Origin of the sequence: Rhodobacter sp. (genome assembly GCA_020637515.1) — a bacterium.
GTDB lineage: Bacteria > Pseudomonadota > Alphaproteobacteria > Rhodobacterales > Rhodobacteraceae > Pararhodobacter.
In genome coordinates, this window is record JACKKG010000001.1 from 706,459 (window position 1) to 728,146 (window position 21,688).

The window sequence follows — 21,688 nt, forward strand, 5'->3', positions numbered from 1 at the left end:
CGTCAGCTTTCCAACAGATCGTTGACCCGCAGCAGGAAGACGGCGTGATACGCCTCGTCGCGGGTTTGATAGACGCGGTCGTCCACGACGCGCGGCGGCTTGCCCGGCTCGCCCGACAGGGCCATCACGGTATAGGTCCAGGCCTCGGGCGGGCCGTCCTGCAAGATGGCGTATTTGTCGGGCATCTCGCCCCGGCGGAAATAGTTCAGCACCCGCGCCAGCGCGTCGGAATGCGGCCCCAGAGGCGCGGCCTTGTGTTCCTCGAGCAGGTCGGGCGTGATGAGGGTCTTCAGCCGGTCGCGCAGGCGACGGTCGAACCGGCGATAGGCGATCTCTTGCTTGTCGGGGATTTCGGTGGCCTCTTCGGGCATGACTTCTCCTCCCTTGCGGGTGCGGGCGGCGCGGCGTTCCGATTTGATGCGGTTGCGCCAGCCCCGAAACTGGGTGCGGACATCGGCAAGACCGGCGTGCGTTGTGAGGGTCACGGCGATCATCACCGCCGCGATCAGGATGATGCGCAACGGGCCCAGGTCGATCAGTGCGCGGTCGATCACCACCACGATTGCGGTGCCGATCACCGCGCCTTCGGCCCGACCCATGCCGCCGATGACGATCATCGCGAACATCAGCAGAAGCTGATCCAGCGAGAACACGTTCAGACTGATCGAGCGGTAGAGCATCGCGTAATAGGCGCCGACAAAGCCCAGCGCGGCGGACGAGATCAGGAAGACGTTCAGCCGCGCGCGGCGATAGTCGATGCCGGTGGCCTCGGCGAAATCCTCGTCCTCGCGGGCGGCTTGCAGTTGCAGTCCCAACCGTTCCGAGTTGATGAACCGGAACAGCAGCAGCGCGGCCAGCAGCAGGACAAAGGCCGAGGCAAAGCTCAGCAGCAACCCGGGCCGTTGCAGATACCAGTCCTGCGGAATGAAGCTGCCGACGTTGTTGATCGAACTGTTCTGCGGCGCCAGCGCGCGGATCTGGCTGATCGACACGCGGCAGATCTCGGCCACGCCGATGGTCAGCAGCGCGTAATAGAGCCCGTCGATCCGGGTCGAGGGCAGCGCCAGCAACCCGCCGACCACCAGCCCGACCAAGGCGCCGACGACGAACATCAGCGGCCAGGGCACGCCCAGATACACGTTCGTCGCGGCCGAGGCATAGGCCGCCAGCCCCACGACCGCCATCGTCGCCAGCGACAGGATACCCGCCGCGCCGATGATGAGCGTCCAGATGACGTTGATCGCGGCGAACACGCAGAACACCACCGCCACCTGCAACAAGGTGTCGGGCAGCAGCGGCGCGGCGCAGACCAGCGCCCCCAGGCCCAGGAACCACCACAGGGGGCGCTTGTCGGCCAGGCGGCGCTCGCGTTGCAGGGTCTTGGGGTTGTAGCCGCCGCGCCATTTCAGCCAGTGGCGGCTCAGCCCCGGAACGCGGGCACGGTGCCAGTCGCGGGTGCCGTCGGGCACCAGCACATATTCGTGCCGCCGGTTTCCGACGCGGTGAAAGACGGGGGCAATCGGGTCTGTCATTTCCGTGTCTCGTCCAGCAGGCCGCCGATACCGCGCGGGCGAATGATCAGCACAAGGATGATGAAGCCGAACTGCACCAGCAGAACCATCCGCTGACCCAGGAACGGAAGGGCGCCGGTCACGGCCTCGAGCGTGCCGATCAGGAGGGCCGCCACCGCTGCCCCGGGCACCGACCCCAGCCCCCCCAGCAGCGCGATGATCATGCCCTTGATAAGCGGCATCGCACCCGCGCCGGGGCTGACATAGACCGTCTGCGAAAGCAGCACCGCGGCCGCGCCCGCCATAGCGCCGGTCACCGCCATCACCGGCAGCGCCGTGCGCCGCACCGATATGCCCGACAGCGCCGCCCCCTCGGGGTTCTGCATCATGGCGCGAATCTCCAGCCCCTTGCGGCTGTAGCGCAGCCAGGCCAGCGCCACGCCCAACAGCACGACCGTCGCGCCGATGGTCGCGGCCTGGTCATAGCGCAGGGGAATGCCCAGCAGCGACAGCCGGCCGAAGCCAAAGACATTGGGCAGCGCCTGTTGCCGGGGGCCGAACCACCACAGCAGCGCCTGCACCGTCGCCAGGTTGATCGCCAGCGTGACGATCATCCCGCGCACCGCAAAGTTGGCCTTGTCGTGGATCGGCAGAAAGGCCAGCAGATAGATCACCATGCCGAACAGCGCGCCGACGCCGACCCCCGCCGCCAGCAGAACCGCCAGCCGGATCACGCCCAGCGCCGCCCAGCCGTGAAACAGGCTGTCGATCCCTGGCAGCACCGCGTTGCCGATCACCAGCGTGCCGTAGCCGGCGACCGCAAAGGTCGCCCCGTGCGCCATGTTCAGCATCCCGATCGAGGACCACAGCAACGAGATGCCGATCGCCATCAGCGCATAAATCGCGCTGAGGTTCAGGGCGTAGACGATCAGTGCCGCATCCATCAGCCCAGCTCCACATGTCCGACATCGCCGCGCAGGCGCCCGGCGTGCATCCCGATCATCCGGTCCACCTGCCCGTCCAGCAGGCTGACATTCTGCTCGGCGATGACGATCGCGCCGTCCCGCACGTCGATTTCCCGCAGCGCGGCGACGACCCGCTGGCTGATGACCGGTGCCAGACCCAGCGAGGGTTCGTCGATCAGATAGAGCCGCGCCTCGGTCATCAGCGCGCGGCCGACGCTGACCATCCGGCGTTCGCCGCCCGACAGCGTGCCGACGGTGGTGTTCTCAAGCTTTCGCAGCGGCGGGAACAGATCGAAGATCATCTCGCGCCGTTTCGCACGTTCGCGCCAGGCGTTGCGCGACCAGGCACCGCAATCCAGGTGTTGGCGCACGGTGAGGCCGGGAAAGATCGCGTCGCCCTGCGGGGTCATCGCCACGCCCAGCCGCACGATGCCAGGCGTCCGGCGCCCCTCGCCCAGGCTGCGCTGGCCGCCGATCTCGATCCCGTCGAACAGGATCGAACCGCGCTGCCAGCCGACCAGGTGGGTGATGGCGCGGAACAGCGTGGTCTTGCCGTGCCCGTTCAGGCCGACGATGGCCAGCCGTTCGCCGCGCTCGACGGTAAAGTTGATCTCGTGCAGCACACGCAGGGGGCCATAGCCCGCCGACAGATCGCTGATCTGCAAGATCGCGCTCATCAGCCAGCCCCCTCGAAATAGGCCGCGCGCACGGCGGGATCCTTGAACACCCCCTCGGGCGTGCCCTCGGCGATGACCTCGCCCAGGTTCAGCACCGTCACACGGTCCGCCAGCGCCTCGAGCAGTTCGAGCCGGTGTTCGATCACGATCACCGCCAGGTGGTATTCATCGACCAGCGTGCGCAGCAGCAGGTCCAGTTCGTCGATCTCGGTGTTGATGAGCCCCGAGGCCGGTTCGTCCATCAGCAGGACCTTGGGCCGCCGCATCAGCAGGCACGCCAGCAGCAGTTTCCGGCGGTCGAAGGTGTCGAGACTGCCGGAGGGGCGGCTCCACGGCACGGTCAGGTTGACCAGACGCGCCGCCCATTCCGCCCGGTGACGCGACAGAAAGGGACGATAGGCCATGCGCGCGGCGCGAAACGTCTCGCCCACCGTCAGGGCCGAGGGGACGACCGGGCTTTGATACGTCCGCGCCAACCCCAGGCGCGAGCGGCGCACGATGTCCAGGCGGGTCACCTCCTGACCGTCCAGCGTGACGCGACCCTGTTGCGCGACATACCGGCCAGAGAGGACCTCGAACAGGCTGGTCTTGCCGGCGCCGTTCGGGCCGATCAGGCCCAGGACCTCGCCGCGGCTGACATGCAGGCCGACGTCGGACAGGATCTGGCGGCCGCCCAGCGACAGGCACACGCCTTCACAGGCGAAAATGGAGGTGGGGGATTGCATCGCGTCTCGCAGGCCGGAGGGGTCAGGGACGAAAGGGGCAGAGGGCGGGCCCTGAGGACCCGCCCCGCCACGGATCACTGCGCCCAGGCCGGCGTGCGATAGGACGATTCGGCCAGTTCGGCGGGCAGGATGATGCGGTGATGGTTGTCTTGCACCTGATAGATCAGATGCGGGATGCCATCGGCCAGAACATCGGTTTCCCACGGATAGTTGAGCGGGCGCTGCTGCGGCCGGTCAAAGGTGTAGGTGCCGGCGATCCCTTCATAGCGCAGGTGACGGATCGCTTCGCCGACCGCGTCGAAGTCGGACGGATCGACGGTCTGCCAGACCTGCGCCAGCATGTGGATCGTGTCCCAGCCCGAGGCCGGGTAGACCTCGCCCATGTTCTCGCCGTGCTGCGCCATATAGGCCTCGCGGAAGGCCGTGCCCTGCTCGGTGCGCGGCGTGCCCAGGACCGTGCCCCAGATCATGCCTTCGCCGGCGCCGCGGGCCAGGTCCAGAAACTCGGGCTGCGAGGGGCCGTATTGCAGGTAGACCAGCGAATTGGGCGTCGGATCATAAGCGAATTGCTGGGCAAAGGCCGCCAGTTCCGCCGCAACCCAGTGCGACACGAAGATCACGCCCGCGCCCTCGTCCTTCAGCGCGTTGATGACCGGGGTCCAGTCCTGCACCGGGAACTGGATATCGGTCACCGCCGCCAGCTCCCACCGGCCATCGGAATCGGCAATGGCGCGCTGCGCGGCCTGGCTGATGACCTGGGTATAGGCGATCTGTTCCTGAACGATGTGGATGCGGTGGTTCGCCGGCGTCCAGTCGCCCGAGGCCTCGAGTCGGTCCAGATAGCGGACGAAGCCATAGCCATACCAGGTTTCATCCGGGTCGATCATGAAGATGTTGCGATAGCGTTCGGGGTTCTGTTCGACCAGTTGCACCGATGCCAGCGAGGTGTTGCCGTGCATGTAGGGCACGCCCGTCGCCGCCGCCGCATCCATCGCCGGTTGCGGGATGATGACAAAGGCCGAGGCAATGGCACTGACGCCGCGCGCGTTCAGCGTCTGGATCGCGCCGACCGTGCCTTCGGGCGACAGCAGGTCGATATCCACGACCTCGGCCCTGAGCATCCGGCCGTTGACCCCGCCGTGCGAATTGATGTCCTCGATCGCCATGTTCACGCCGTTCAGCCAGTCGGCGTGGTCGGCCACGCCCGCCAGGCTGGTCTGCGCGGTGGGGATCCCGATGAGAATGTCGTCGCCTTCTGCCCAGGCGGGGGCAGCAAGCGTGATCGCCGTTGCGGCGGCAAGTCCGGCAAGTCTGGAAACCATGTCGTCAACTCCCTGTGTGTAGGTCTTTGTATTTTTAGGGATCACGAAAACATGTTTCGGCAGGGTCGCCTATGATGCAAATGCACCAATTCCGGCCGCGCCGGGCCGGACGTCACGGATTATCCTGGGATTTCGCCCTAGCGCGGGCTGCGTTTGGCCAGAATGCGCTGCAAGGTGCGGCGATGCATCGACAGCCGCCGCGCGGTTTCCGACACGTTGCGGTCGCACTGTTCATAGACGCGCTGGATGTGTTCCCAGCGCACCCGGTCGGCCGACATGGGGTTTTCCGGCGGCTCGGGCAGAACGGCACCCTCGCGCTGCAACAGCGCGTTCACCACCTCTTCGGCATCGGCGGGTTTGGACAGATAGTCTGTCGCGCCGATCTTGACCGCGGCGACGGCCGTGGCGATCGCCCCGTAACCCGTCAGCACGACGATTCGCGCATCCGGCCGCTTGGCGCGCAGAACCTCGACCACGTCCAGCCCGTTGCCATCCTCGAGCCTGAGGTCGATCACCGCATAGGCCGGCGGCCGCGCCACGGCCAGAGCCTTGCCCGCCGCCACCGACGAGGCCGTCTCGACCGCGAACCCCCGCCGCTCCATCGCCCGGGCGAGGCGTTTCAGGAACACCTCGTCATCATCGACCAACAGAAGCGAGGGATCCCCACCAAGATCGAGAGGGCTGTCGTCGGCCATGCGTGCTTCCCCGGGTTGCTGAGTTCGATCTAGTGTCACAACGACCCGAGGTCAAACCCGGATGCACGATTCCGCATGGGAATGTGGGGGTTACATGTGCTCGATGAAGCACTGCGTGCGGGCCGCGACCTCCTCGGCGGGGGTGTCGTGGCGAAAGACCTCGACCGTGCCGTGCCCGGGCAGCACCAGATAGGTAAAGGTCGAATGGTCCACCAGGTAATACTGCGGATCGTCCGAATCCTGCCGCGCGAAATAGGTGCGATAGGCCCGCGAGGCAGCCCGCACCTGGTCCTCGGACCCGGTCAGACCGACCATCCGCGGGTGAAAGATCGCGGCGAACTCGCCCACCACTTCGGGCGTGTCGCGGTTCGGGTCGATCGAGATGAACACCGGCTGCACCATGGTGCCGTTCGATTCCAGGATCTCGGTTGCCAGCGCGTTGCGCGCGTTGTCCAGCGGGCAGACATCCGGGCAGAAGGTATAGCCGAAATAGACCAGCGAGGGCATCGTCAGCACATCCTGGTCGGTCACCGTCTGGCCCTGACTGTTGATCAGCGTGAACGGCCCGCCAATCGACGACAGCCCGCCCTGCACCACGGTCTGCCGACAGGGCGCGAAAGGGTCGTCGCCGCCGCCGGTCCACGCGGTCAACCAGGCAGGCCGGGCCACAAACAGGCCGATCGCCACCAGAAAAACCACTGTCAGGACCGCGGCCCCGATTGCATAGGCGCGTGTCATGTGCCGCCCTCCGTTCCGTTCATCGCGTTCGCGTGCTTGATGCCCCAGCCTGCCGCGCTTATCAATGCGCGAACCCGTGACCGCGACAACAGGCCGCCAATGGACACGCCCACCCCGGGCCTCATGAACCGCGATGTCCAGGGCCATTGGGTCCGGCTGGAGACGCTGACCCGCGTGCGCTGGCTGGCGGTGGCCGGGCAGATCGCCGCGCTTCTGGCGGCGCGTTTCGTCTTTGAGCTGGAATTCGCGCTGGTCGTCTGCCTGTCGGTGGTTGGCGTTTCGGCGGTGTCGAACGTCCTCAGCGCCTTTGTCTTTCCGCGTTCGAAACGCCTGTCCGAGATCGAGGCCCTGCTGACGCTGCTGTTCGACACGACGCAACTGTCGCTGCTGCTGTTCCTGACCGGCGGCCTGAACAATCCGTTCGCGCTGTTGCTGATTGCGCCCGTGACGATTGCCGGCACCGCGCTGCAACTGCGGTCGATCCTGCTGCTGGGCGGGGCGACGACAGTGCTGGCGTCGCTGCTGGCGTTCTCGTTCGAGCCGTTGACGCTGGCCGGTGTCCCGTTGCTGCTGCCCGATCTGTTCCGCTTCGGATTCTGGTTGGCGCTGGTCATCGGGATCGTGTTCATCGGGTTCTATTCGCGCTCGATCGCCAGCGAGAAACACGCCCTGACCGAGGCCCTGCTGGCGATGCGCATGGCCTTGGCGCGCGAGCAGAAACTGACCGACCTGGGGGGCGTGGTCGCCGCCGCGGCGCACGAACTGGGCACGCCGCTGGCGACGATCCGGCTGATCTCGGGCGAGTTGATGGATGCGCTGGACGATCCCGACCTGGCCGAGGACGCCCGACTGATCCGCGAACAGACTGACCGCTGCCGTGCGATTCTGCGTTCGATGGGACAGGCCGGCAAGGACGACCTGCACATGCGCCACGCTCCGCTCGAGGCCGTGCTGGCCGATGCCGCTGCGCCGCATACCGAACGCGGCCCGCATGTGCATTTCGATCTGCTGGGGTCCGCGTCGCCGATGCCCGAGATCCAGCGCCGCCCCGAGATCCTGCACGGGCTGCGCAACCTGATCCAGAACGCGGTCGATTTCGCCCAGGGCCATGTCTGGATCGAGGCCGACTGGACCGACACCCGCATCCACCTGCGGGTGATCGACGACGGCTCAGGCTATCCCCCGCATTTGCTGGACCGCATCGGCGAACCCTATCTGCGCGATCGCCGCACCGAGGAGTCGCGCAATGATCCGCGCCCGGGCTACGAGGGGATGGGCCTGGGCCTGTTCATCGCCAAGACCTTGCTGGAACGCACCGGCGCGACCGTCCGCTTTGACAATTGCACCAGCCGCGACCGCCTGCCGCGCGGATTTTCCGGCCTCCGCTGCGGCGCGATGGCCGAAGTGACCTGGCCGCGCCGCGCGATCGAGGCCGACGCCCGCCGCGCATTGGGCGAGAACGCCCCCTTCGACAACGAGTCGTAAACGGGTCTTAACCCGGATTTAACCAATCCGGCCGAATCCTGACAGCGACTCGTGACCGTTCGCGGGGCTGGTTTCAGGAAGATCCCATGCAGATGACGTTCGCTCTTGCCCTCGTCCTGGTCGGAACTTCGGCTCTGACAGCGTTGGCCATTCTCATGATCGCCGGCGCCCTGGGCCGTCCCCGCGTGCGCGCCGCGTCCTCGTCCTTTGGCGCGGGCGGCGACACGGCCTTTCTGTTCGATGGCCAGACGCTGCTGGATGCCAACCCGCGCGGTCACCGGCTGCTCGATTCCCTGCGCCAGACCGAGGGCGAGGAAGGCACCGACTGGACCCGCCTCACCAGCCACCTGACGCGCGAATTCCCCGATCTGCCGCAGGCGCTGGCCGACCTGCCCACGAACCGGCACGCGAAGCTGTCGGGCGCCGCGGATCGTGCGACGGACCTGAGGCTGGACTGGTTCGAAGGCACGCAGCGGCTGACCCTGATCGACACCCTGGCCGAGGATGGCAGCGTTTTGCTGGATCGCCTGAGCTACCGCGCCCTGCAAGAGGAACTGACGCTGCTGCGCCAGGTCAGCGAATCCGCGCCGCTTCTGCTGTGGCGCGAAACCGGGGACGGGCAGGTCAACTGGGCCAACGGCGGCTATCTGCGTCGCGCCAGCGAATCGCAGCGTGGCGAGGGCATGTCCTGGCCGCTGCCCGCGCTGTTTCCCGCGGGCGAGCCCGGCCCCGCCACCCGCGTCGGCCTGCCCGCCACCGGCAACGCCCGCGCCGCCTGGTTCGACGTCACCCGCGTCCCCGATGGCGACACGACCCTGGTCTACGCCCTGCCCGCCGACGACGCCCACAAAGCCGAGCGCACCAAGCGCGATTTCATCCAGACGCTGACAAAGACCTTTGCCACCCTTCCGATCGGGCTTGCCGTGTTCGACCGCGCCCGCCGCTTGCAGATGTTCAACCCCGCGCTCACCGACCTGACGGGGCTAGAGCCCGAATTCCTGCTGTCCCGCCCTGGGATCGAAGGGTTCCTGAACCGGATGCGCGAGAAGCATGTCATGCCCGAACCGCGCGACTATCGCACCTGGGCGCGCCGGTTGCTCGACATCGAAACCTCGGCCCCCGGTGGCGATTTCGAGGAAACCTGGTCCCTGCCCGGCGGCCAGACCTATCGGTTTTCCGCCAGCCCGCACCCCGATGGGGCGCTGGCCTTCCTGATCGAGGACATCACCTCGGAAACCCATCTGACCCGCAATGTCCGGGCCGAAATGGAAACCAGCCAGTCGGTGCTGAACCAGTTGGACGACGCGATCGCCGTCTTTGCCCCGAACGGGCAACTGGTGCTGACCAACAACGCCTTTACCCGCCTGTGGACCCTGGAGGGCGAGGATTCGCTGGGCGCCGTCACCCTGCCCGAGGCGCTGGACAACTGGCGCGAGGCCAGCGCCGACCCTGACCTCTGGGCGCGCGTCGCCGCGCTGGGCCGCGCCGGCACGGGCGACGGTCAGCCGGTGCGCGGCGTGATGCGCATGGAGGACGGCGAGGCCCTGACCGTCGAGGCGCGGCGCACATCGACCGGCGCGCTGATGATCGCCTTTGCGCAGGACGCGGCCCCTGCCCTGACCGCCACGCCGCGCGCGCAGGTGTTGCGAGCCAGCGCCTGACCCGATTTGCCCAACAAAAAACGCCGGAACCCGTGGGTCCCGGCGTTTCCCGTGTCTTGCTGGCGGTGCGTCAGATCGAAGCTTCGATCCAGCTTTGCAGCGCGGCCTTGGGCGCGGCGCCGACCTTGTTCGCGACGATCTTGCCATCCTTCACCAGGAACAGCGCGGGAATGCCGCGAATGCCCATGGCGGCCGTCACTTGCGGATTTTCGTCCACGTTGACCTTGGCGATCTTCACCCGGCCCTCGAATTCGGTCGAGAGTTCTTCCAGCGCCGGGCCGATCTGCCGGCACGGGCCGCACCATTCGGCCCAGAAGTCGATGACGACGGGCAGGTCGCTGTTGCGCACTTCGGCATCGAAGGTCGCGTCGGTCACGGGAAAGGTAGCCATGGGGTGTCTCCTGAGAGGGGAATCTGGATCGGGCTGAAATTGCTCTGTCGATACCTATGTAGACCCCAGTTCCGGGTCAAGCCCGGCGCGGCCAAGAGCCGCGCTCGTCGCGGCCTGCGGCAACGGCATGAGGGTGGCGTTCGCTGTCCAGAGCAGCGCCGTCTCGATGCGCCGCCCGGGATAGAGCGGCGCCAGAAGATGCGCATAGGCCCCCATCTGCCTGAGCAGGCCCTCGGGCACCTGTTCGACCGTGGCGGGGATCTGCCGGTTGGATTTGAAATCGACCGCCAGCACCTGGTCCGGCCGGATCAGCAGCCGGTCGATGATCCCCCACATCGTCCGTCCCTGCCAGGTTCCCGACAGCGCGACTTCGACCAACGCGTCGCCTCCCAGAACCGGGGCCAGCGCGGGGGCGTTCAGAACGGCCAGCGCCTCGGCCAGGACCTCGGGCGCGTCAGCGGCCAGCTGCGCGCCGCGCGCCGCGCGGTCCGCGGCGGGCAAGGGCGCCAGTTCCTCGAGAAGACGATGGATCAGGCGGCCACGTTCCAGCGCGACCTCGGTCTCGTCGCCATCGCCGTGCAGCGCCTTGGCCCCCCCCAGCGCGCTGGGGGTCAGCGGCGGCGCGGCGACCCGGGCCACCGGCAGGGGCGGCAGATCGACGCCGCGCGGCGCGGGGGTGGCGGGGGCCTCGGGCCGGGTGGGCGCGGGCCAATCGCCGTGCGCGTGCCGCAGCCCCGGCCCCGTCGGCGACGCAATCGGCACTGGCGCCAGCGCCTGCATCGCCGCCGCGACACGGCCATACCAGGTTCCGTCCCCCTCGACCTCGCCGGCGCCGCAGACGATCAGCCATTTCTCGGCCCGGGTCAGCGCCACATAAAGCAACCGGTCGCTTTCCTCGTCGCGCAACTGCTTCTCGGCGGCATCGGCCTGCTGCTGGGCGTCGGTTGCCTCGGCCGCGACGGCGCGCAGGATCGGCACGCCCTGCGCCAACGCGACCGTGTTGCGGTTGGTCACCTTGCGCGCGGCGGTGTCGGGCAGAATCACGATCGGCGATTCCAGCCCTTTCGAGCCGTGCACCGTCATCACCCTGAGCCGCCGCCCAGCCGATTCGGTCTGGCGCTTGACCTCGGCGTCCGAGGCCTCGAGCCAGCCCAGAAACCCGTCCAGCGAGGGGACGTGCCCCTCCTCGTAGCTGAGCGCGAGATCGACAAAGGCCTCCAGTGCCTCGTCCACCTCGGCACCGAACCGCGCGCGGATGCGCCGCCGTCCGTCGTGCCGCGTCAGGACCCGTTCGATCAATTCATAGGGCCTGAGGAAATCCACCTGGCCGCGCAGATCGTCCAGAACGGCCCGGGTTTCGACATGGGCGGGATCGGCGCGCAGGCTTTCCCACAGATACCCGCGCCGCCCGTGCGCCAGCCGGAACAGCGCGTCCTCGCTCCATCCGAACAGGGGCGAGCGCAGCGCGACGGCAAGCGACAGGTCGTCTTCGGGCAGGGCTAGGAACCGCAACAGCGCGATCAGATCCTTGATCGCCAGTTCCTCGCCCAGGACCAGACGGTCGGCCCCGGCAATGGCCAGTCCCTGCGCCTTGCACGCACGGATCAGCGCACGGAACAACAACGCCCGCCGCCGCACCAGGATCAGCACATCGCCTTCGTGCAGGGGGCGCGGACCGTCGCGCGTGGCGATCTGTTCGCCCCGGTCGATCATGGCGCGGATTTCCGCCGCAACGGCGCGGGCCAGCACCACGTCAGGATCGTCGGCGGAAACCCGGTCCATCGGCTGGTCCCAAGGGGTTTCCTCGGGCTTTTCGGTCTTTGGCACCGGCGGCCACAGATCGACGCGCCCGGCCATCGCCGGGAAAAAGGCCAGGTGTTCCGGCGCGCCGCCCAGACCGCCCGAATCCAGCGTGAAACACTGGTCCACCAGCCGCAGCACCGCGTCCGACGACCGGAACGAGTGGCGAAGTTCCATCAACGACAACCCCTGCCCGGCATCCCCGAGCCGCTGGCGGAACCGCTCGCGCGTGGACTCGAAGCCGTGCAGATCGGCGCCCTGGAAGGAATAGATCGATTGTTTGCGGTCACCGACCACGAAGATCGTGCGCAGATCGTCGCGCGCGCCCTGCCCGGCGGTGAATTCCTGCGTCAACTGGTCAATGACCTGCCATTGTTCGGGGCTGGTGTCCTGGGCTTCGTCCACCAGGATGTGATCGATGCCGCCGTCCAGCTTGAACAGCACCCATTGCGCCACATCGCTGACGCTGAGAAGGCGGCGCGCCAGCCGGATCAGATCGTCGAAATCCAGCCAGCCGCGCTGCGCCTTGGCGGCGTCGAAGGCGGGCAGCCAGAGCCGGGCGAACCGGTGCAGGTCCCGGACCAGGGCCGCGGCCGCCAAGCCCTGGCGCCGGCTGCGCGCCCCCTCGACCCGCTCGCCCAGCGCGTCGAGGGCGGCCAGATCGTCGGGTCCGACGGTCCTGGCGGTGTCCTTGGTGATGTGCTTGCCGGTCTTGGCGGAAAAGGGCACCTTTGCCTTGGCGCCGGTGAGAAGTCGATCTTCCAGCAAAGGCAGATCCGCAAAGCCGCGCCATTGCGACAGGGTGTCGGCCAGCTTCTGGTCCATCGACGTGCCGGCGCGCAACTTGGGCACCAGGCGGGCGAACAGGTCGGCCTCGTCGCCCTGAAGAACCTCGGCTTCCAGACGGGCCTCGGAATCGCCCGGGTGCAGGCCGAACAGCGCATGGAAATCGGGCGTTTCACCGCTGAAAGCGTCTCTGTGCCTGCCGATTTCGGCCAAAAGGTCGCCAAAGGCCTCCTCGTTCAGACGTTGCAGCAAGGCGGTCATCGCGCCGGCCTCGGGTCCCCGGGCGAACCGGTCCAGCAGGTCGATTCGCAACTGTTGCAGGCTGCGTTCGTCAGCCTCGGCAAAGTCGGGCGAGACCGCGGCCTCCAGCGGAAACCGCCTGAGCAGAGACGAACAGAAAGCGTGGATCGTCTGGATCTTCAGCCCGCCGGGGGTCTCGATCGCCCGCGCAAAGAGCCGGCGCGCGCTGGCCAGCAGGTCGGTGCTGCCAGGAGGTTCGTCCAGCGCGCGCAGCGCCTCTTGCAGACGGGCGTCGGACAACATGGCCCATTCGCCCAACCGCTTGAACAGCCGGTTCTGCATCTCGCTGGCCGCGGCCTTGGTATAGGTCAGGCACAGAATCCGCTGCGGCGGCGTGCCGTTCAGCAACAGTCGCGCCACCCGGTCGATCAACACCTTGGTCTTGCCCGAGCCCGCATTGGCCGACAGCCAGGTCGACTCGTGTGGTGCGGTGGCGCGGATCTGGTTCAGCGTCGCCTCATCCATCGGCGTCCCCCACCTGCACGGTTTCGGCGGCATCGCCGGGCAGCCATTCGCCGCGCCGGGACAGCGCGTCGAAATCGCCATGATGGCGCTCCAGTTCGACGGCGCGCAGCGCGGTGAACCCCTGCCCCGGATCCCGATAGCGGTCAATCAGACCGATCAAACGGCGGCGATGGTCGTCCAGCTTCTCGGGCGCGACATCGGCCGGGACCTGTTTGAAACTGGTGCCCAACCCGATGAAGGCGGCGCTTTCCACCGCCTCGGGCGCGACGCCCTTGAAAGCCCCGGCCTCGGCCATCAGGGACAGAAAGACCAGCTGCTTGTTGAAATGTTCCTGCTGCTTGGCGCTGGGCGGCGTGCCGGTCTTGTAGTCGTAAAGCCTCAGCCGCCCGTCCGGGGCGCGGTCTATTCGGTCGGGCTGGCCGGTCAGGGTAAATGGCGGTTCCGCCAGCACCAGCGCGCCCTTTTCCTCGGTCAGGACCGGCGTTCCGTCCAGCCCCGCGTTCCAGGCGACGAACGCGCCGGCGACCCTGTTGAGCCGGGCCAGCCAGTGCAGCCGGGTGGCCTGCCAGGGGCATTCCTCTGTCAGAATCGTCTCTGCAACAGCGAAAAACGTCTCGATCGAACCCGGCGTGCCGGGGGGGTGCAGCTTTAGATAGGCATCCGGGATACGGTGCAGAACCGTCCCCCTGAGACGCGCATCGGCCTGCGGCGCCAGAGGGTCGAGCGGTCCGAGTTTCAGGATCCGCTCGGCGTAGATCGCAAAGGGGTCACGGATCAGGGTCTCGAACCGGGTGACCGGCAGGGTATTCAACCGGGCCGAGGCCGGCGGCGCCGGCGCGGGACGGGGGTTGCGTTGCGCGCAGGCTGCCGGAACCTGCCGCAAATCGGATTCAAGTGTCATGGCCAGATCCAGCCATTGCCGCCCGCGTTCGCGCATCGCTTGCAACGCCACATCGCCGCCTTGCGCGGGAAGGCCGCCGATCAGGTTGAGCAACCGATTCAGCCAGCGCGAGGGGACGGTCTCGGCCTCGGCGTCCCTGGTGGCGCGGCTGAGCACGACCTCGGGCGCACCGGCGGCCTGCTGAAAGTCATGCGCCGACAGCCCGATTTGGCGTTCGGGCAACAACAGCCCGGCCTCCAATCGCATCCGGCGGTTGAACCATGGGTCGGGGCGTGGGGCGGCGGGCCAGGTGCCCTCGGTCAGGCCACCCAACACAACCAGATCCGCACCCTGCGCGCGCGCCTCGAGCGTGCCCCAGATCATGACGCGCGGATCGCTTTCGCGACTTTCGCGAACCTCTCGGCCAACGAAAAGCGTCTCTAACAAGGCGGAATAGTCAAAGGAAAGCATCGTCCCGCTGAGGTCGGACTCGGCCGCGAGATCGTCGAAAAGGGCGCGGGCCTCGATCCCGGCGGCCTCGGTCCACAACTCGCCGGTGCCGGTGCCGGTGACGCCGGCGGCAAGCCCGCTCGCCAGGATCTGGTGCGCGCCGACCCAGTCCGACAGGGGGCGCTCACCCTCGCCCGGAAGGCTCTGAATCAGGGAAATCAACCAGTCCGACCAGGGCGCGCGATCCTCGGTCCGGGCCGCCCAGGCGGACAGCGCGGCGGCATCGGGATAGGGGATCGTATTCCGCCTGAGATGCAGCTCCAGATCGCGCGTGTGGCGCAAATGCGTGCCCCGATCAGCCGCGCTGTGTGCGATCGGGTGCTTGAGCAGCGCGATCAGCGCCTCGGCGCTGGCGTTGCCGCCCAGCAAGGCCGCGGTCTGCCGCAGGAATCGCCCCGGAGCGGACAGCGAAAGCGGCCGCCCGGCGCTGTCGTCCGGGCGAATGTGCCACCGGTCCAGCGCGGCCGTGACCCGCCGCGCAAGGGCCCGATCCGGCGTTATCAGAGCCGCTTTCTTGCCGCTCACCGCCGCGTCGCGCAGGCAGAGCGCGATGGCGAGAGCCTCGTGCCGGGGGGTGCGCGCCTCGATCAGCGTCAGCCCGGCGGTGGCGTGATCCAGCACGCCCAGGCCCGGGCCATCCTGCAACCATTGATCGGTCACGGGCGCGGGACGCAATGCGAGCGAAATCAACGCATTGCGCGCCGATCCTGCAACCCTTTCGGTCGCCCAGGGCCGAACCGGACGGAACCGCACATAGCGAAACTGGGGGTGGTCCTCGGCCGTGAGCGGATTATCCAGTGTTTCCCAGACCTTGTCAGGCATCGTGACATCGTGGCCAGGCAGCACCAGCGCCCCTTGCGGCAAACGGGCGACGGCGTGCATCAACAACGCCGTGGGGCCGCGGGACCCGGTGGACCCCGCAACGATCAGCGGATGCGCAGGCGGCGCCTGGTCCCACTGCGCCAGCAACCGCTGAACCGCCGCCCTGAGCCTCGCCTGCGGCCCCGAGGCCGGACCGAGAAACCGCGCGATCAACCGAATGAAGCGCAGCGAGCGATCCCAATGCTGCGAATGCTGGCTGACGTCCAGCGTGTCGAGCCTGTCCAGCGGCACCCCCTCGCCCTGCATCTCGTCCAGCAGGGAAAACAGGCTCTCGGCCAGCGAAAACGCGGCCGAGGTCGGCCCCAGGTCAGGTTGGCTGTGCAACAGTTGGCGGATCAGTTGCGCCAGTTCCAGCCGCGCGCGCAGGGGCGCGGTCGCGCCCTCGGCCAGGTCCGAGATCAGGCGGATGCGCGGCAGGAACCCGGGGCCGTGCTCGATCATGGCGTCGCGCAGCCGGGCCTGCATCCGCGCGGTGTTGACCAGAACCTCGACCCGGGCCATCGCGTCGGGCGGGTGTCCCTGCAAGCGGTCGCGCAACCCCTGCGCCAGAACCCGAGGAAAATCGGCGCCGGGCGGCACACCGAAAACGCGCGGTTCGGGGCTGGGATCAAACATCGCGCAAACGGTCCTTCCAGTCGCCGCCCGTGGCGGACAGGCTCACGCTGCGACCGTCGCCTTGAAGCGAAAATCGCAACGTCAGAGCCGATTCCGGCCGGTCCCGACCCAGCTTCTCGGGCCATTCGACCAGGCAAAGCGCGGTGTCGAAGGCATCGATCAAACCCAGTTCGACAGCCTCGTCGGGATGCGACAGCCGGTAAAGGTCGGCGTGCCAGATCTCGAACCCGACATCGTAGGTCTGCACCAAGGTAAAGGTCGGCGAGGGCACGTCCTCGACCGCGCCCAGCGCATGGATCAGCGCGCGGGCGAAATGGGTCTTTCCGGCGCCGATCTGACCCTCGAGCAGCAGCACGTCGCCAGGCCCGAGAACCGGCACCAGGCGCTGGGCAAAGGCATCGGTGGCGGCCGGATCGGGCAGGAAGATCGGGGTATGCAGCGGCGTCATGGCCGCAGCTTATCGCCCGATCCGCGGCCCCGCCAGAGGGGGTTCTTGCGGCAATGCGCCCCCACCGCCATATAGGGCACAACAGAGGAAAGGCATGGATATGGCAGACGACAGCTTTCCGGGATGGCACGGCACGACGATCCTGGCGGTGCGCCGGGGCGGCGAAGTGGTGGTCGCGGGCGACGGGCAGGTCAGCCTGGGGCAGACCGTCATCAAGGGCACCGCGCGCAAGGTGCGGCGCATCGGTCCGCCGGGCCGCGAGGTGGTCGTCGGTTTTGCCGGATCGACCGCCGACGCCTTTACCCTGCTGGAACGGCTGGAGAAAAAGCTCGAGGCGACGCCCGGGCAACTGGCGCGCGCCTGTGTCGATCTGGCAAAGGACTGGCGCACCGACAAGTATCTGCAAAAACTCGAGGCGATGCTGATCGTCACCGATGGCCAGGAACTGCTGGTGGTGACTGGCGCGGGCGATGTGCTCGAGCCGGAATACGACGTGGCGGCCATCGGTTCGGGCGGGAATTTCGCGGCCGCCGCCGCGCGCGGGTTGATGGAGACCGACCTCGGGGCCGAGGACGTCGCCCGCAAGGCAATGGCCATCGCGGCGTCGATCTGTGTCTATACCAACGGCAACCTGACGGTGGAGACCATCCGCAAATGACCGACCTGACCCCCCGCGAAATCGTCAGCGAACTGGATCGATTCATCATCGGACAGGCCGAGGCCAAGCGCGCCGTCGCGGTCGCCCTGCGCAACCGCTGGCGACGCAAGCATCTGGCGCCCGAACTGCGCGACGAGGTCTATCCGAAGAACATCCTGATGATCGGCCCGACCGGCGTCGGCAAGACCGAGATCAGCCGCCGGTTGGCGAAACTGGCCAAGGCCCCGTTTCTCAAGGTCGAAGCGACCAAGTTCACCGAGGTCGGCTATGTCGGCCGCGATGTGGAACAGATCGTCCGGGATCTGGTGGATGCGGCAATGGTCATGACGCGCGACGCGATGCGCGACGATGTGCGCGCCCGCGCCCAGCAAAACGCCGAAGAGCGCGTGCTGGACGCAATCGCCGGAAAGGACGCGCGTTCCGGCACCCGCGATCTGTTCCGCAAGAAGCTGCGCGCGGGCGAGCTGGACGATACGGTCATCGAACTGGATATCGCCGAGGCCGGCCCCCAGATGCCGATGTTCGAAATGCCGGGTATGCCGGCGCAGGGGATGAACCTGGGCGACCTGTTCGGCAAGGCGTTCGGCGGGCGCCGGGTGAAAAAGCGCATGACCGTGTCGGAAAGCCATGAGATCCTGCTGAGCGAGGAAGCCGACAAGCTTCTGGACGAGGACACCGTCAAGGCCGCCGCGCTGGAGGCTGTCGAACAGAACGGCATCGTGTTCCTGGATGAGATCGACAAGGTGTGCGCCCGGGCGGAAACGCGCGGCGCCGATGTCAGCCGCGAGGGCGTGCAGCGCGATCTGTTGCCGCTGATCGAGGGCACGACCGTCAGCACCAAGCACGGGCCGGTCAAGACCGACCACATCCTGTTCATCGCCTCGGGCGCGTTCCATGTGGCCAAACCGTCGGACCTGTTGCCCGAGTTGCAAGGGCGCCTGCCGATCCGGGTAGAGCTGCGCGCACTGACCGAGGAAGACTTCGTCCGCATCCTGACCGAGCCGGACAATGCCCTGACGCTGCAATATTCCGCCCTGATGGGTACCGAGGACGTCACCGTCACCTTTACCGACGACGGCATCCGCGCCCTGGCGCAGATCGCGGCCGAGGTGAACCGCTCGGTCGAAAACATCGGCGCGCGCCGTCTCTATACAGTGATGGAGCGCGTGTTCGAGGACCTCTCGTTTGCCGCGCCTGACCGGGGGGGCCAGTCGGTCACGGTGGACGCCGCCTTTGTCGAAGAAAACATCGGCGAACTGGCGCGCTCGACCGACCTCAGCCGCTACGTTCTCTGACGCGTCTGGGGGGAAACCTGGGGCTCGGGGGTCAGAAAGGGTGCAAGGCGTTCGCGCACGGCATCGGGCATGGGCGCCGATTTGCGCGTTTTCGGATCGAAGAAGACCTCGGTCAGGTCATAGGTCGCGTGCAGAACGCCGGTTTCCGCGTGGATCATGCGCAGATGAAAGGTCATCGACCGGCCCCCCAGCCGGCGGACCGTGCCGTCGATGACAAACCCGTCGCCGGCCTTCAGCTCACGGATGAAACTGGTTTCCGCCCTGGCCGAGACAATGTGAACGCCGTGCTCTTTCAGCATCCAGGACACCGGAATGCCCAGCGCGGTGTAGAGAAAAAAGGACGCGTCGTCGAAAAAAGGCGCGTAATGGCGCACGTTCATGTGGCCGAAGATGTCGTGATGCCAGGGGTGCACCACGCCGCGCAGCAGTTCGGGGCGCTGGTCAGGCATTGAGGCTCCGTTTTTCGATGAAGTGGCCGTAGAGCGTGGTCAGGATCGAAACGCCGCAAAGCATGGTGATCCATTGCCCCGCCGTGTTCCAGACCATGCCCAGAACGAACGAGCCGCGCATCAGGATCGGTGTCGGCAGGCCCAGCAACGCATTGGCCAGCGTGGTCACGAAGGCCAGCACCAGAAGCGGCCAGAATGCCCCGCGCGTGGCGGCCCAGGCCTGTTTGACCGACAGACGTTCGCCCACCGCCGCGGCCGGAAGAATGAGCGACACACGATACGAAATCAGCACGATCGGCAGGATCAGCAACACCAGGGTCAGCAACCAGACGAAACGCGCCGCGCCCGGGCCCAGGGCCTGAACGACCAGAAAACCCAGGAACCCCACCACCGCGCCCAGCGCCACGCCGACCAGCATCAGGGTCAGCGTCAGCACGATACCGGCAACCAGATAGCGCCAGACCGCGGCGCCGTTCCAGCGCGGGCCCGTGGGGGTCGGGTATTCCTCGAGCAGGATGAAACGGTGCCAGGCGACGGCCGACCACAGAAAAGCCACGGCAACCAGGATCACCGCGACGAACGCCACCAGCCCGCCACCCGCACCCAGGCGTGACGGCTCCAGCGTTCCCGGGTGCTCGATCATTCCCAGCGAGGGCGCCAGCGTGGCCGACAGCACCGCCAGCGCGACCAGGGTGACCCCCAGAGGCAGGCTGACCCGCAGCGCCGCGCCGAAATTGCCCAGAATCATCCTGAGCGCGTGCAAGAACAGTTGAAAGCCCAGCATGAATTCCCCGCGCCATGACCCTGCGGACCAGTCTTTGCGGCCCTTCCGGGGATGTCAATCGCTGCCAGGTGTTGCGCCGGTTTCGCAAAGACGATAGCGAAGGCGCGATCCAAACATGGAGTTCTCTCATGTCCGCGCCCAAGAAAGTCGTGCTGGCCTATTCCGGCGGGCTCGATACCTCGATCATCCTGAAATGGCTGCAAACCGAATACGGCTGCGAAGTGGTCACCTTCACCGCCGACCTCGGCCAGGGCGAGGAACTGGAGCCCGCGCGCGCCAAGGCGCTGATGCTGGGCATCAAGGAAGAGAACATCCACATCGTCGATGTGCGCGAGGAATTCGTGCGCGATTTCGTGTTCCCGATGTTCCGCGCCAACGCGGTCTACGAGGGGCTTTATCTGCTGGGCACGTCGATCGCGCGGCCCCTGATCTCCAAGCACCTGGTCGAACTGGCGCATGAACATGGCGCCGACGCCGTGGCGCATGGGGCCACCGGCAAGGGCAACGATCAGGTCCGGTTCGAACTGTCCGCCCTGGCGCTGGACCCGTCGATCCAGGTGATCGCGCCCTGGCGGATCTGGGATCTGTCCTCGCGCACGAAACTGTTGGAATTCGCGGAACAGAACCAGATTCCGATCGCCAAGAACAAGCGCGGCGAGGCGCCCTTCTCGGTCGATGCGAACCTTCTGCACACCTCGTCCGAGGGCACGGTGCTGGAGGACCCGGGCGTCGAGGCCCCCGATTACGTCGCCCAGCGCATCGTCGCGGTCGAGGATGCGCCGAACGAGCCCGAGTTCATCGAGGTCACCTTTGAACAAGGCGACGCCGTGGCGATCAACGGCGAGACGCTGTCGCCCGCAACGCTGCTGACCCGGCTGAACGAACTGGGCGCCAAGCATGGCATCGGCCTGCTGGACTTTGTCGAAAACCGCTTTGTCGGGATGAAGTCGCGCGGTGTCTACGAAACCCCCGGCGGCACGATCCTGCTGGAGGCGCATCGCGGCATCGAGCAGATCACGCTGGACGCGGGCGCGGGCCATCTGAAGGATTCGATCATGCCGCGCTATGCGGAACTGATCTACAACGGGTTCTGGTTCTCGCCCGAACGCGAGGCGCTGCAAGCCCTGATCGACAAGACGCAAGAGCACGTCACCGGCACGGTGAAGCTGAAACTCTACAAGGGCGTGGCGCGGACGGTCGCTCGCTGGTCGGATCATTCGCTCTACAGCGAAAAGCATGTGACCTTTGAAGAGGACGCGGGCGCCTATGACCAGAAGGACGCCGCCGGCTTCATCCGCCTGAACGCGCTGCGCTTGAAACTGATCGCGACGCGGAATGCGCGGGTCGCTGGCAAGTAAGCGCCACGCGGCGGCAAGGCAAAGGGCGGGTTGCGGCGACGCGGCCCGCCTTTTTCGTCAGAAAACCAGCGCCGCCAGACCGAGCCACATCAGCGAACCGACCATCATCGCCACCACCAGCGCACCGCCGGCAGACAGGGACGCGCCGCGATGTTCCGGCGCGGCGACATAATCGGCGGTTTCGACCTGCGTGTTCATGACGGCCCCTTTCAGAGTTTTCCGCAGCGTGGCGGCAATCCCTGAATGAAGGGTGAATCGGGACGAAAAAATGGCGCTGATGCGAAGATT

General features: G+C 67.1%; 19 protein-coding genes. 5 read left to right on the forward strand and 14 right to left on the reverse strand.

Features of this window, described 5'->3' with window-relative positions:
• Nucleotides 1-2: 2 nt before the first annotated feature.
• The 7 genes from H6900_03405 to H6900_03435 all read right to left on the reverse strand — a co-directional run bounded on the left by H6900_03405 (nt 3) and on the right by H6900_03435 (nt 6,633).
• Nucleotides 3-1,532, reverse strand: a complete 1,530-nt coding sequence (locus H6900_03405; protein MCC0072317.1) for a branched-chain amino acid ABC transporter permease — start codon at nt 1,530-1,532, stop codon at nt 3-5.
• Complete coding sequence (locus tag H6900_03410; protein ID MCC0072318.1) at nt 1,529-2,455, reverse strand: branched-chain amino acid ABC transporter permease; 927 nt, start codon at nt 2,453-2,455, stop codon at nt 1,529-1,531. The genes H6900_03405 and H6900_03410 overlap by 4 nt, the downstream gene beginning before the upstream one ends.
• Nucleotides 2,455-3,153, reverse strand: coding sequence for an ATP-binding cassette domain-containing protein (locus H6900_03415; protein MCC0072319.1), 699 nt, complete (start codon nt 3,151-3,153; stop codon nt 2,455-2,457). The genes H6900_03410 and H6900_03415 overlap by 1 nt, the downstream gene beginning before the upstream one ends.
• On the reverse strand, nt 3,153-3,878 hold the full coding sequence (locus tag H6900_03420) for an ATP-binding cassette domain-containing protein (GenBank protein ID MCC0072320.1): 726 nt from the start codon (nt 3,876-3,878) through the stop codon (nt 3,153-3,155). Before H6900_03420 ends, H6900_03415 begins: the two co-directional genes overlap by 1 nt.
• A gap of 74 nt (nt 3,879-3,952) precedes the next feature.
• Nucleotides 3,953-5,200 (reverse strand): ABC transporter substrate-binding protein, encoded by a 1,248-nt coding sequence (locus tag H6900_03425; GenBank protein ID MCC0072321.1) that lies wholly within the window; start codon nt 5,198-5,200, stop codon nt 3,953-3,955.
• Between the two features lie 137 nt (nt 5,201-5,337).
• Nucleotides 5,338-5,895, reverse strand: a complete 558-nt coding sequence (locus H6900_03430; GenBank protein ID MCC0072322.1) for an ActR/PrrA/RegA family redox response regulator transcription factor — start codon at nt 5,893-5,895, stop codon at nt 5,338-5,340.
• A gap of 90 nt (nt 5,896-5,985) precedes the next feature.
• Nucleotides 5,986-6,633: an SCO family protein gene (locus tag H6900_03435; protein MCC0072323.1), complete on the reverse strand. Its 648-nt coding sequence runs from the start codon at nt 6,631-6,633 to the stop codon at nt 5,986-5,988.
• Nucleotides 6,634-6,732: 99 nt separating this feature from the next.
• Here H6900_03435 and H6900_03440 point away from each other — a divergent pair, with 99 nt between their 5' ends.
• Nucleotides 6,733-8,118: an ActS/PrrB/RegB family redox-sensitive histidine kinase gene (locus tag H6900_03440; GenBank protein MCC0072324.1), complete on the forward strand. Its 1,386-nt coding sequence runs from the start codon at nt 6,733-6,735 to the stop codon at nt 8,116-8,118.
• Between the two features lie 86 nt (nt 8,119-8,204).
• Entirely contained in the window at nt 8,205-9,779 is a 1,575-nt protein-coding gene (locus tag H6900_03445; protein MCC0072325.1) for a PAS-domain containing protein, read from the forward strand.
• A 70-nt stretch (nt 9,780-9,849) separates the two neighbouring features.
• Here the strand turns inward: H6900_03445 and trxA are convergent, their stop codons facing one another.
• The 4 genes from trxA to tsaE are packed head-to-tail and all read right to left on the reverse strand — an operon-like array spanning nt 9,850 to nt 16,856.
• Nucleotides 9,850-10,170 (reverse strand): thioredoxin, encoded by a 321-nt coding sequence (gene trxA, locus H6900_03450; GenBank protein MCC0072326.1) that lies wholly within the window; start codon nt 10,168-10,170, stop codon nt 9,850-9,852.
• Between the two features lie 54 nt (nt 10,171-10,224).
• The gene (gene addA / locus H6900_03455; GenBank protein MCC0072327.1) at nt 10,225-13,521 is read right to left on the reverse strand and encodes a double-strand break repair helicase AddA; all 3,297 of its coding nucleotides are present in this window, start codon (nt 13,519-13,521) and stop codon (nt 10,225-10,227) included.
• Nucleotides 13,514-16,408 (reverse strand): double-strand break repair protein AddB, encoded by a 2,895-nt coding sequence (addB, locus tag H6900_03460; GenBank protein ID MCC0072328.1) that lies wholly within the window; start codon nt 16,406-16,408, stop codon nt 13,514-13,516. Before addB ends, addA begins: the two co-directional genes overlap by 8 nt.
• The gene (gene tsaE, locus H6900_03465; protein MCC0072329.1) at nt 16,401-16,856 is read right to left on the reverse strand and encodes a tRNA (adenosine(37)-N6)-threonylcarbamoyltransferase complex ATPase subunit type 1 TsaE; all 456 of its coding nucleotides are present in this window, start codon (nt 16,854-16,856) and stop codon (nt 16,401-16,403) included. Before tsaE ends, addB begins: the two co-directional genes overlap by 8 nt.
• A gap of 100 nt (nt 16,857-16,956) precedes the next feature.
• Between tsaE and hslV the strand changes: the two genes are divergently transcribed.
• Nucleotides 16,957-17,514: an ATP-dependent protease subunit HslV gene (hslV, locus tag H6900_03470; protein ID MCC0072330.1), complete on the forward strand. Its 558-nt coding sequence runs from the start codon at nt 16,957-16,959 to the stop codon at nt 17,512-17,514.
• On the forward strand, nt 17,511-18,809 hold the full coding sequence (gene hslU / locus H6900_03475; protein MCC0072331.1) for an ATP-dependent protease ATPase subunit HslU: 1,299 nt from the start codon (nt 17,511-17,513) through the stop codon (nt 18,807-18,809). Before hslV ends, hslU begins: the two co-directional genes overlap by 4 nt.
• Here the strand turns inward: hslU and H6900_03480 are convergent.
• A complete protein-coding gene (locus H6900_03480) occupies nt 18,797-19,258 on the reverse strand; it encodes an acyl-CoA thioesterase (GenBank protein MCC0072332.1) in 462 nt (153 codons plus the stop codon). The genes hslU and H6900_03480 overlap by 13 nt on opposite strands.
• Nucleotides 19,251-20,042 (reverse strand): hypothetical protein, encoded by a 792-nt coding sequence (locus H6900_03485; GenBank protein MCC0072333.1) that lies wholly within the window; start codon nt 20,040-20,042, stop codon nt 19,251-19,253. Before H6900_03485 ends, H6900_03480 begins: the two co-directional genes overlap by 8 nt.
• Before the next feature lie 128 nt (nt 20,043-20,170).
• Here H6900_03485 and H6900_03490 point away from each other — a divergent pair, with 128 nt between their 5' ends.
• Entirely contained in the window at nt 20,171-21,400 is a 1,230-nt protein-coding gene (locus H6900_03490) for an argininosuccinate synthase (GenBank protein MCC0072334.1), read from the forward strand.
• A 57-nt stretch (nt 21,401-21,457) separates the two neighbouring features.
• Here H6900_03490 and H6900_03495 read toward each other — a convergent pair whose 3' ends face one another.
• Nucleotides 21,458-21,598: a hypothetical protein gene (locus H6900_03495; GenBank protein ID MCC0072335.1), complete on the reverse strand. Its 141-nt coding sequence runs from the start codon at nt 21,596-21,598 to the stop codon at nt 21,458-21,460.
• Nucleotides 21,599-21,688: the final 90 nt, after the last annotated feature.

What these genes read in the sequence shown, in the direction of transcription:
- H6900_03405 (MCC0072317.1), bottom strand. Translation starts at nt 1,532, where the DNA reads ATGACAGACCCGATTGCCCCCGTCTTTCACCGCGTCGGAAACCGGCGG.
- H6900_03410 (MCC0072318.1), bottom strand. Translation starts at nt 2,455, where the DNA reads ATGGATGCGGCACTGATCGTCTACGCCCTGAACCTCAGCGCGATTTAT.
- H6900_03415 (MCC0072319.1), bottom strand. Translation starts at nt 3,153, where the DNA reads ATGAGCGCGATCTTGCAGATCAGCGATCTGTCGGCGGGCTATGGCCCC.
- H6900_03420 (MCC0072320.1), bottom strand. Translation starts at nt 3,878, where the DNA reads ATGCAATCCCCCACCTCCATTTTCGCCTGTGAAGGCGTGTGCCTGTCG.
- H6900_03425 (MCC0072321.1), bottom strand. Translation starts at nt 5,200, where the DNA reads ATGGTTTCCAGACTTGCCGGACTTGCCGCCGCAACGGCGATCACGCTT.
- H6900_03430 (MCC0072322.1), bottom strand. Translation starts at nt 5,895, where the DNA reads ATGGCCGACGACAGCCCTCTCGATCTTGGTGGGGATCCCTCGCTTCTG.
- H6900_03435 (MCC0072323.1), bottom strand. Translation starts at nt 6,633, where the DNA reads ATGACACGCGCCTATGCAATCGGGGCCGCGGTCCTGACAGTGGTTTTT.
- H6900_03440 (MCC0072324.1), top strand. Translation starts at nt 6,733, where the DNA reads ATGGACACGCCCACCCCGGGCCTCATGAACCGCGATGTCCAGGGCCAT.
- H6900_03445 (MCC0072325.1), top strand. Translation starts at nt 8,205, where the DNA reads ATGCAGATGACGTTCGCTCTTGCCCTCGTCCTGGTCGGAACTTCGGCT.
- trxA (MCC0072326.1), bottom strand. Translation starts at nt 10,170, where the DNA reads ATGGCTACCTTTCCCGTGACCGACGCGACCTTCGATGCCGAAGTGCGC.
- addA (MCC0072327.1), bottom strand. Translation starts at nt 13,521, where the DNA reads ATGGATGAGGCGACGCTGAACCAGATCCGCGCCACCGCACCACACGAG.
- addB (MCC0072328.1), bottom strand. Translation starts at nt 16,408, where the DNA reads ATGTTTGATCCCAGCCCCGAACCGCGCGTTTTCGGTGTGCCGCCCGGC.
- tsaE (MCC0072329.1), bottom strand. Translation starts at nt 16,856, where the DNA reads ATGACGCCGCTGCATACCCCGATCTTCCTGCCCGATCCGGCCGCCACC.
- hslV (MCC0072330.1), top strand. Translation starts at nt 16,957, where the DNA reads ATGGCAGACGACAGCTTTCCGGGATGGCACGGCACGACGATCCTGGCG.
- hslU (MCC0072331.1), top strand. Translation starts at nt 17,511, where the DNA reads ATGACCGACCTGACCCCCCGCGAAATCGTCAGCGAACTGGATCGATTC.
- H6900_03480 (MCC0072332.1), bottom strand. Translation starts at nt 19,258, where the DNA reads ATGCCTGACCAGCGCCCCGAACTGCTGCGCGGCGTGGTGCACCCCTGG.
- H6900_03485 (MCC0072333.1), bottom strand. Translation starts at nt 20,042, where the DNA reads ATGCTGGGCTTTCAACTGTTCTTGCACGCGCTCAGGATGATTCTGGGC.
- H6900_03490 (MCC0072334.1), top strand. Translation starts at nt 20,171, where the DNA reads ATGTCCGCGCCCAAGAAAGTCGTGCTGGCCTATTCCGGCGGGCTCGAT.
- H6900_03495 (MCC0072335.1), bottom strand. Translation starts at nt 21,598, where the DNA reads ATGAACACGCAGGTCGAAACCGCCGATTATGTCGCCGCGCCGGAACAT.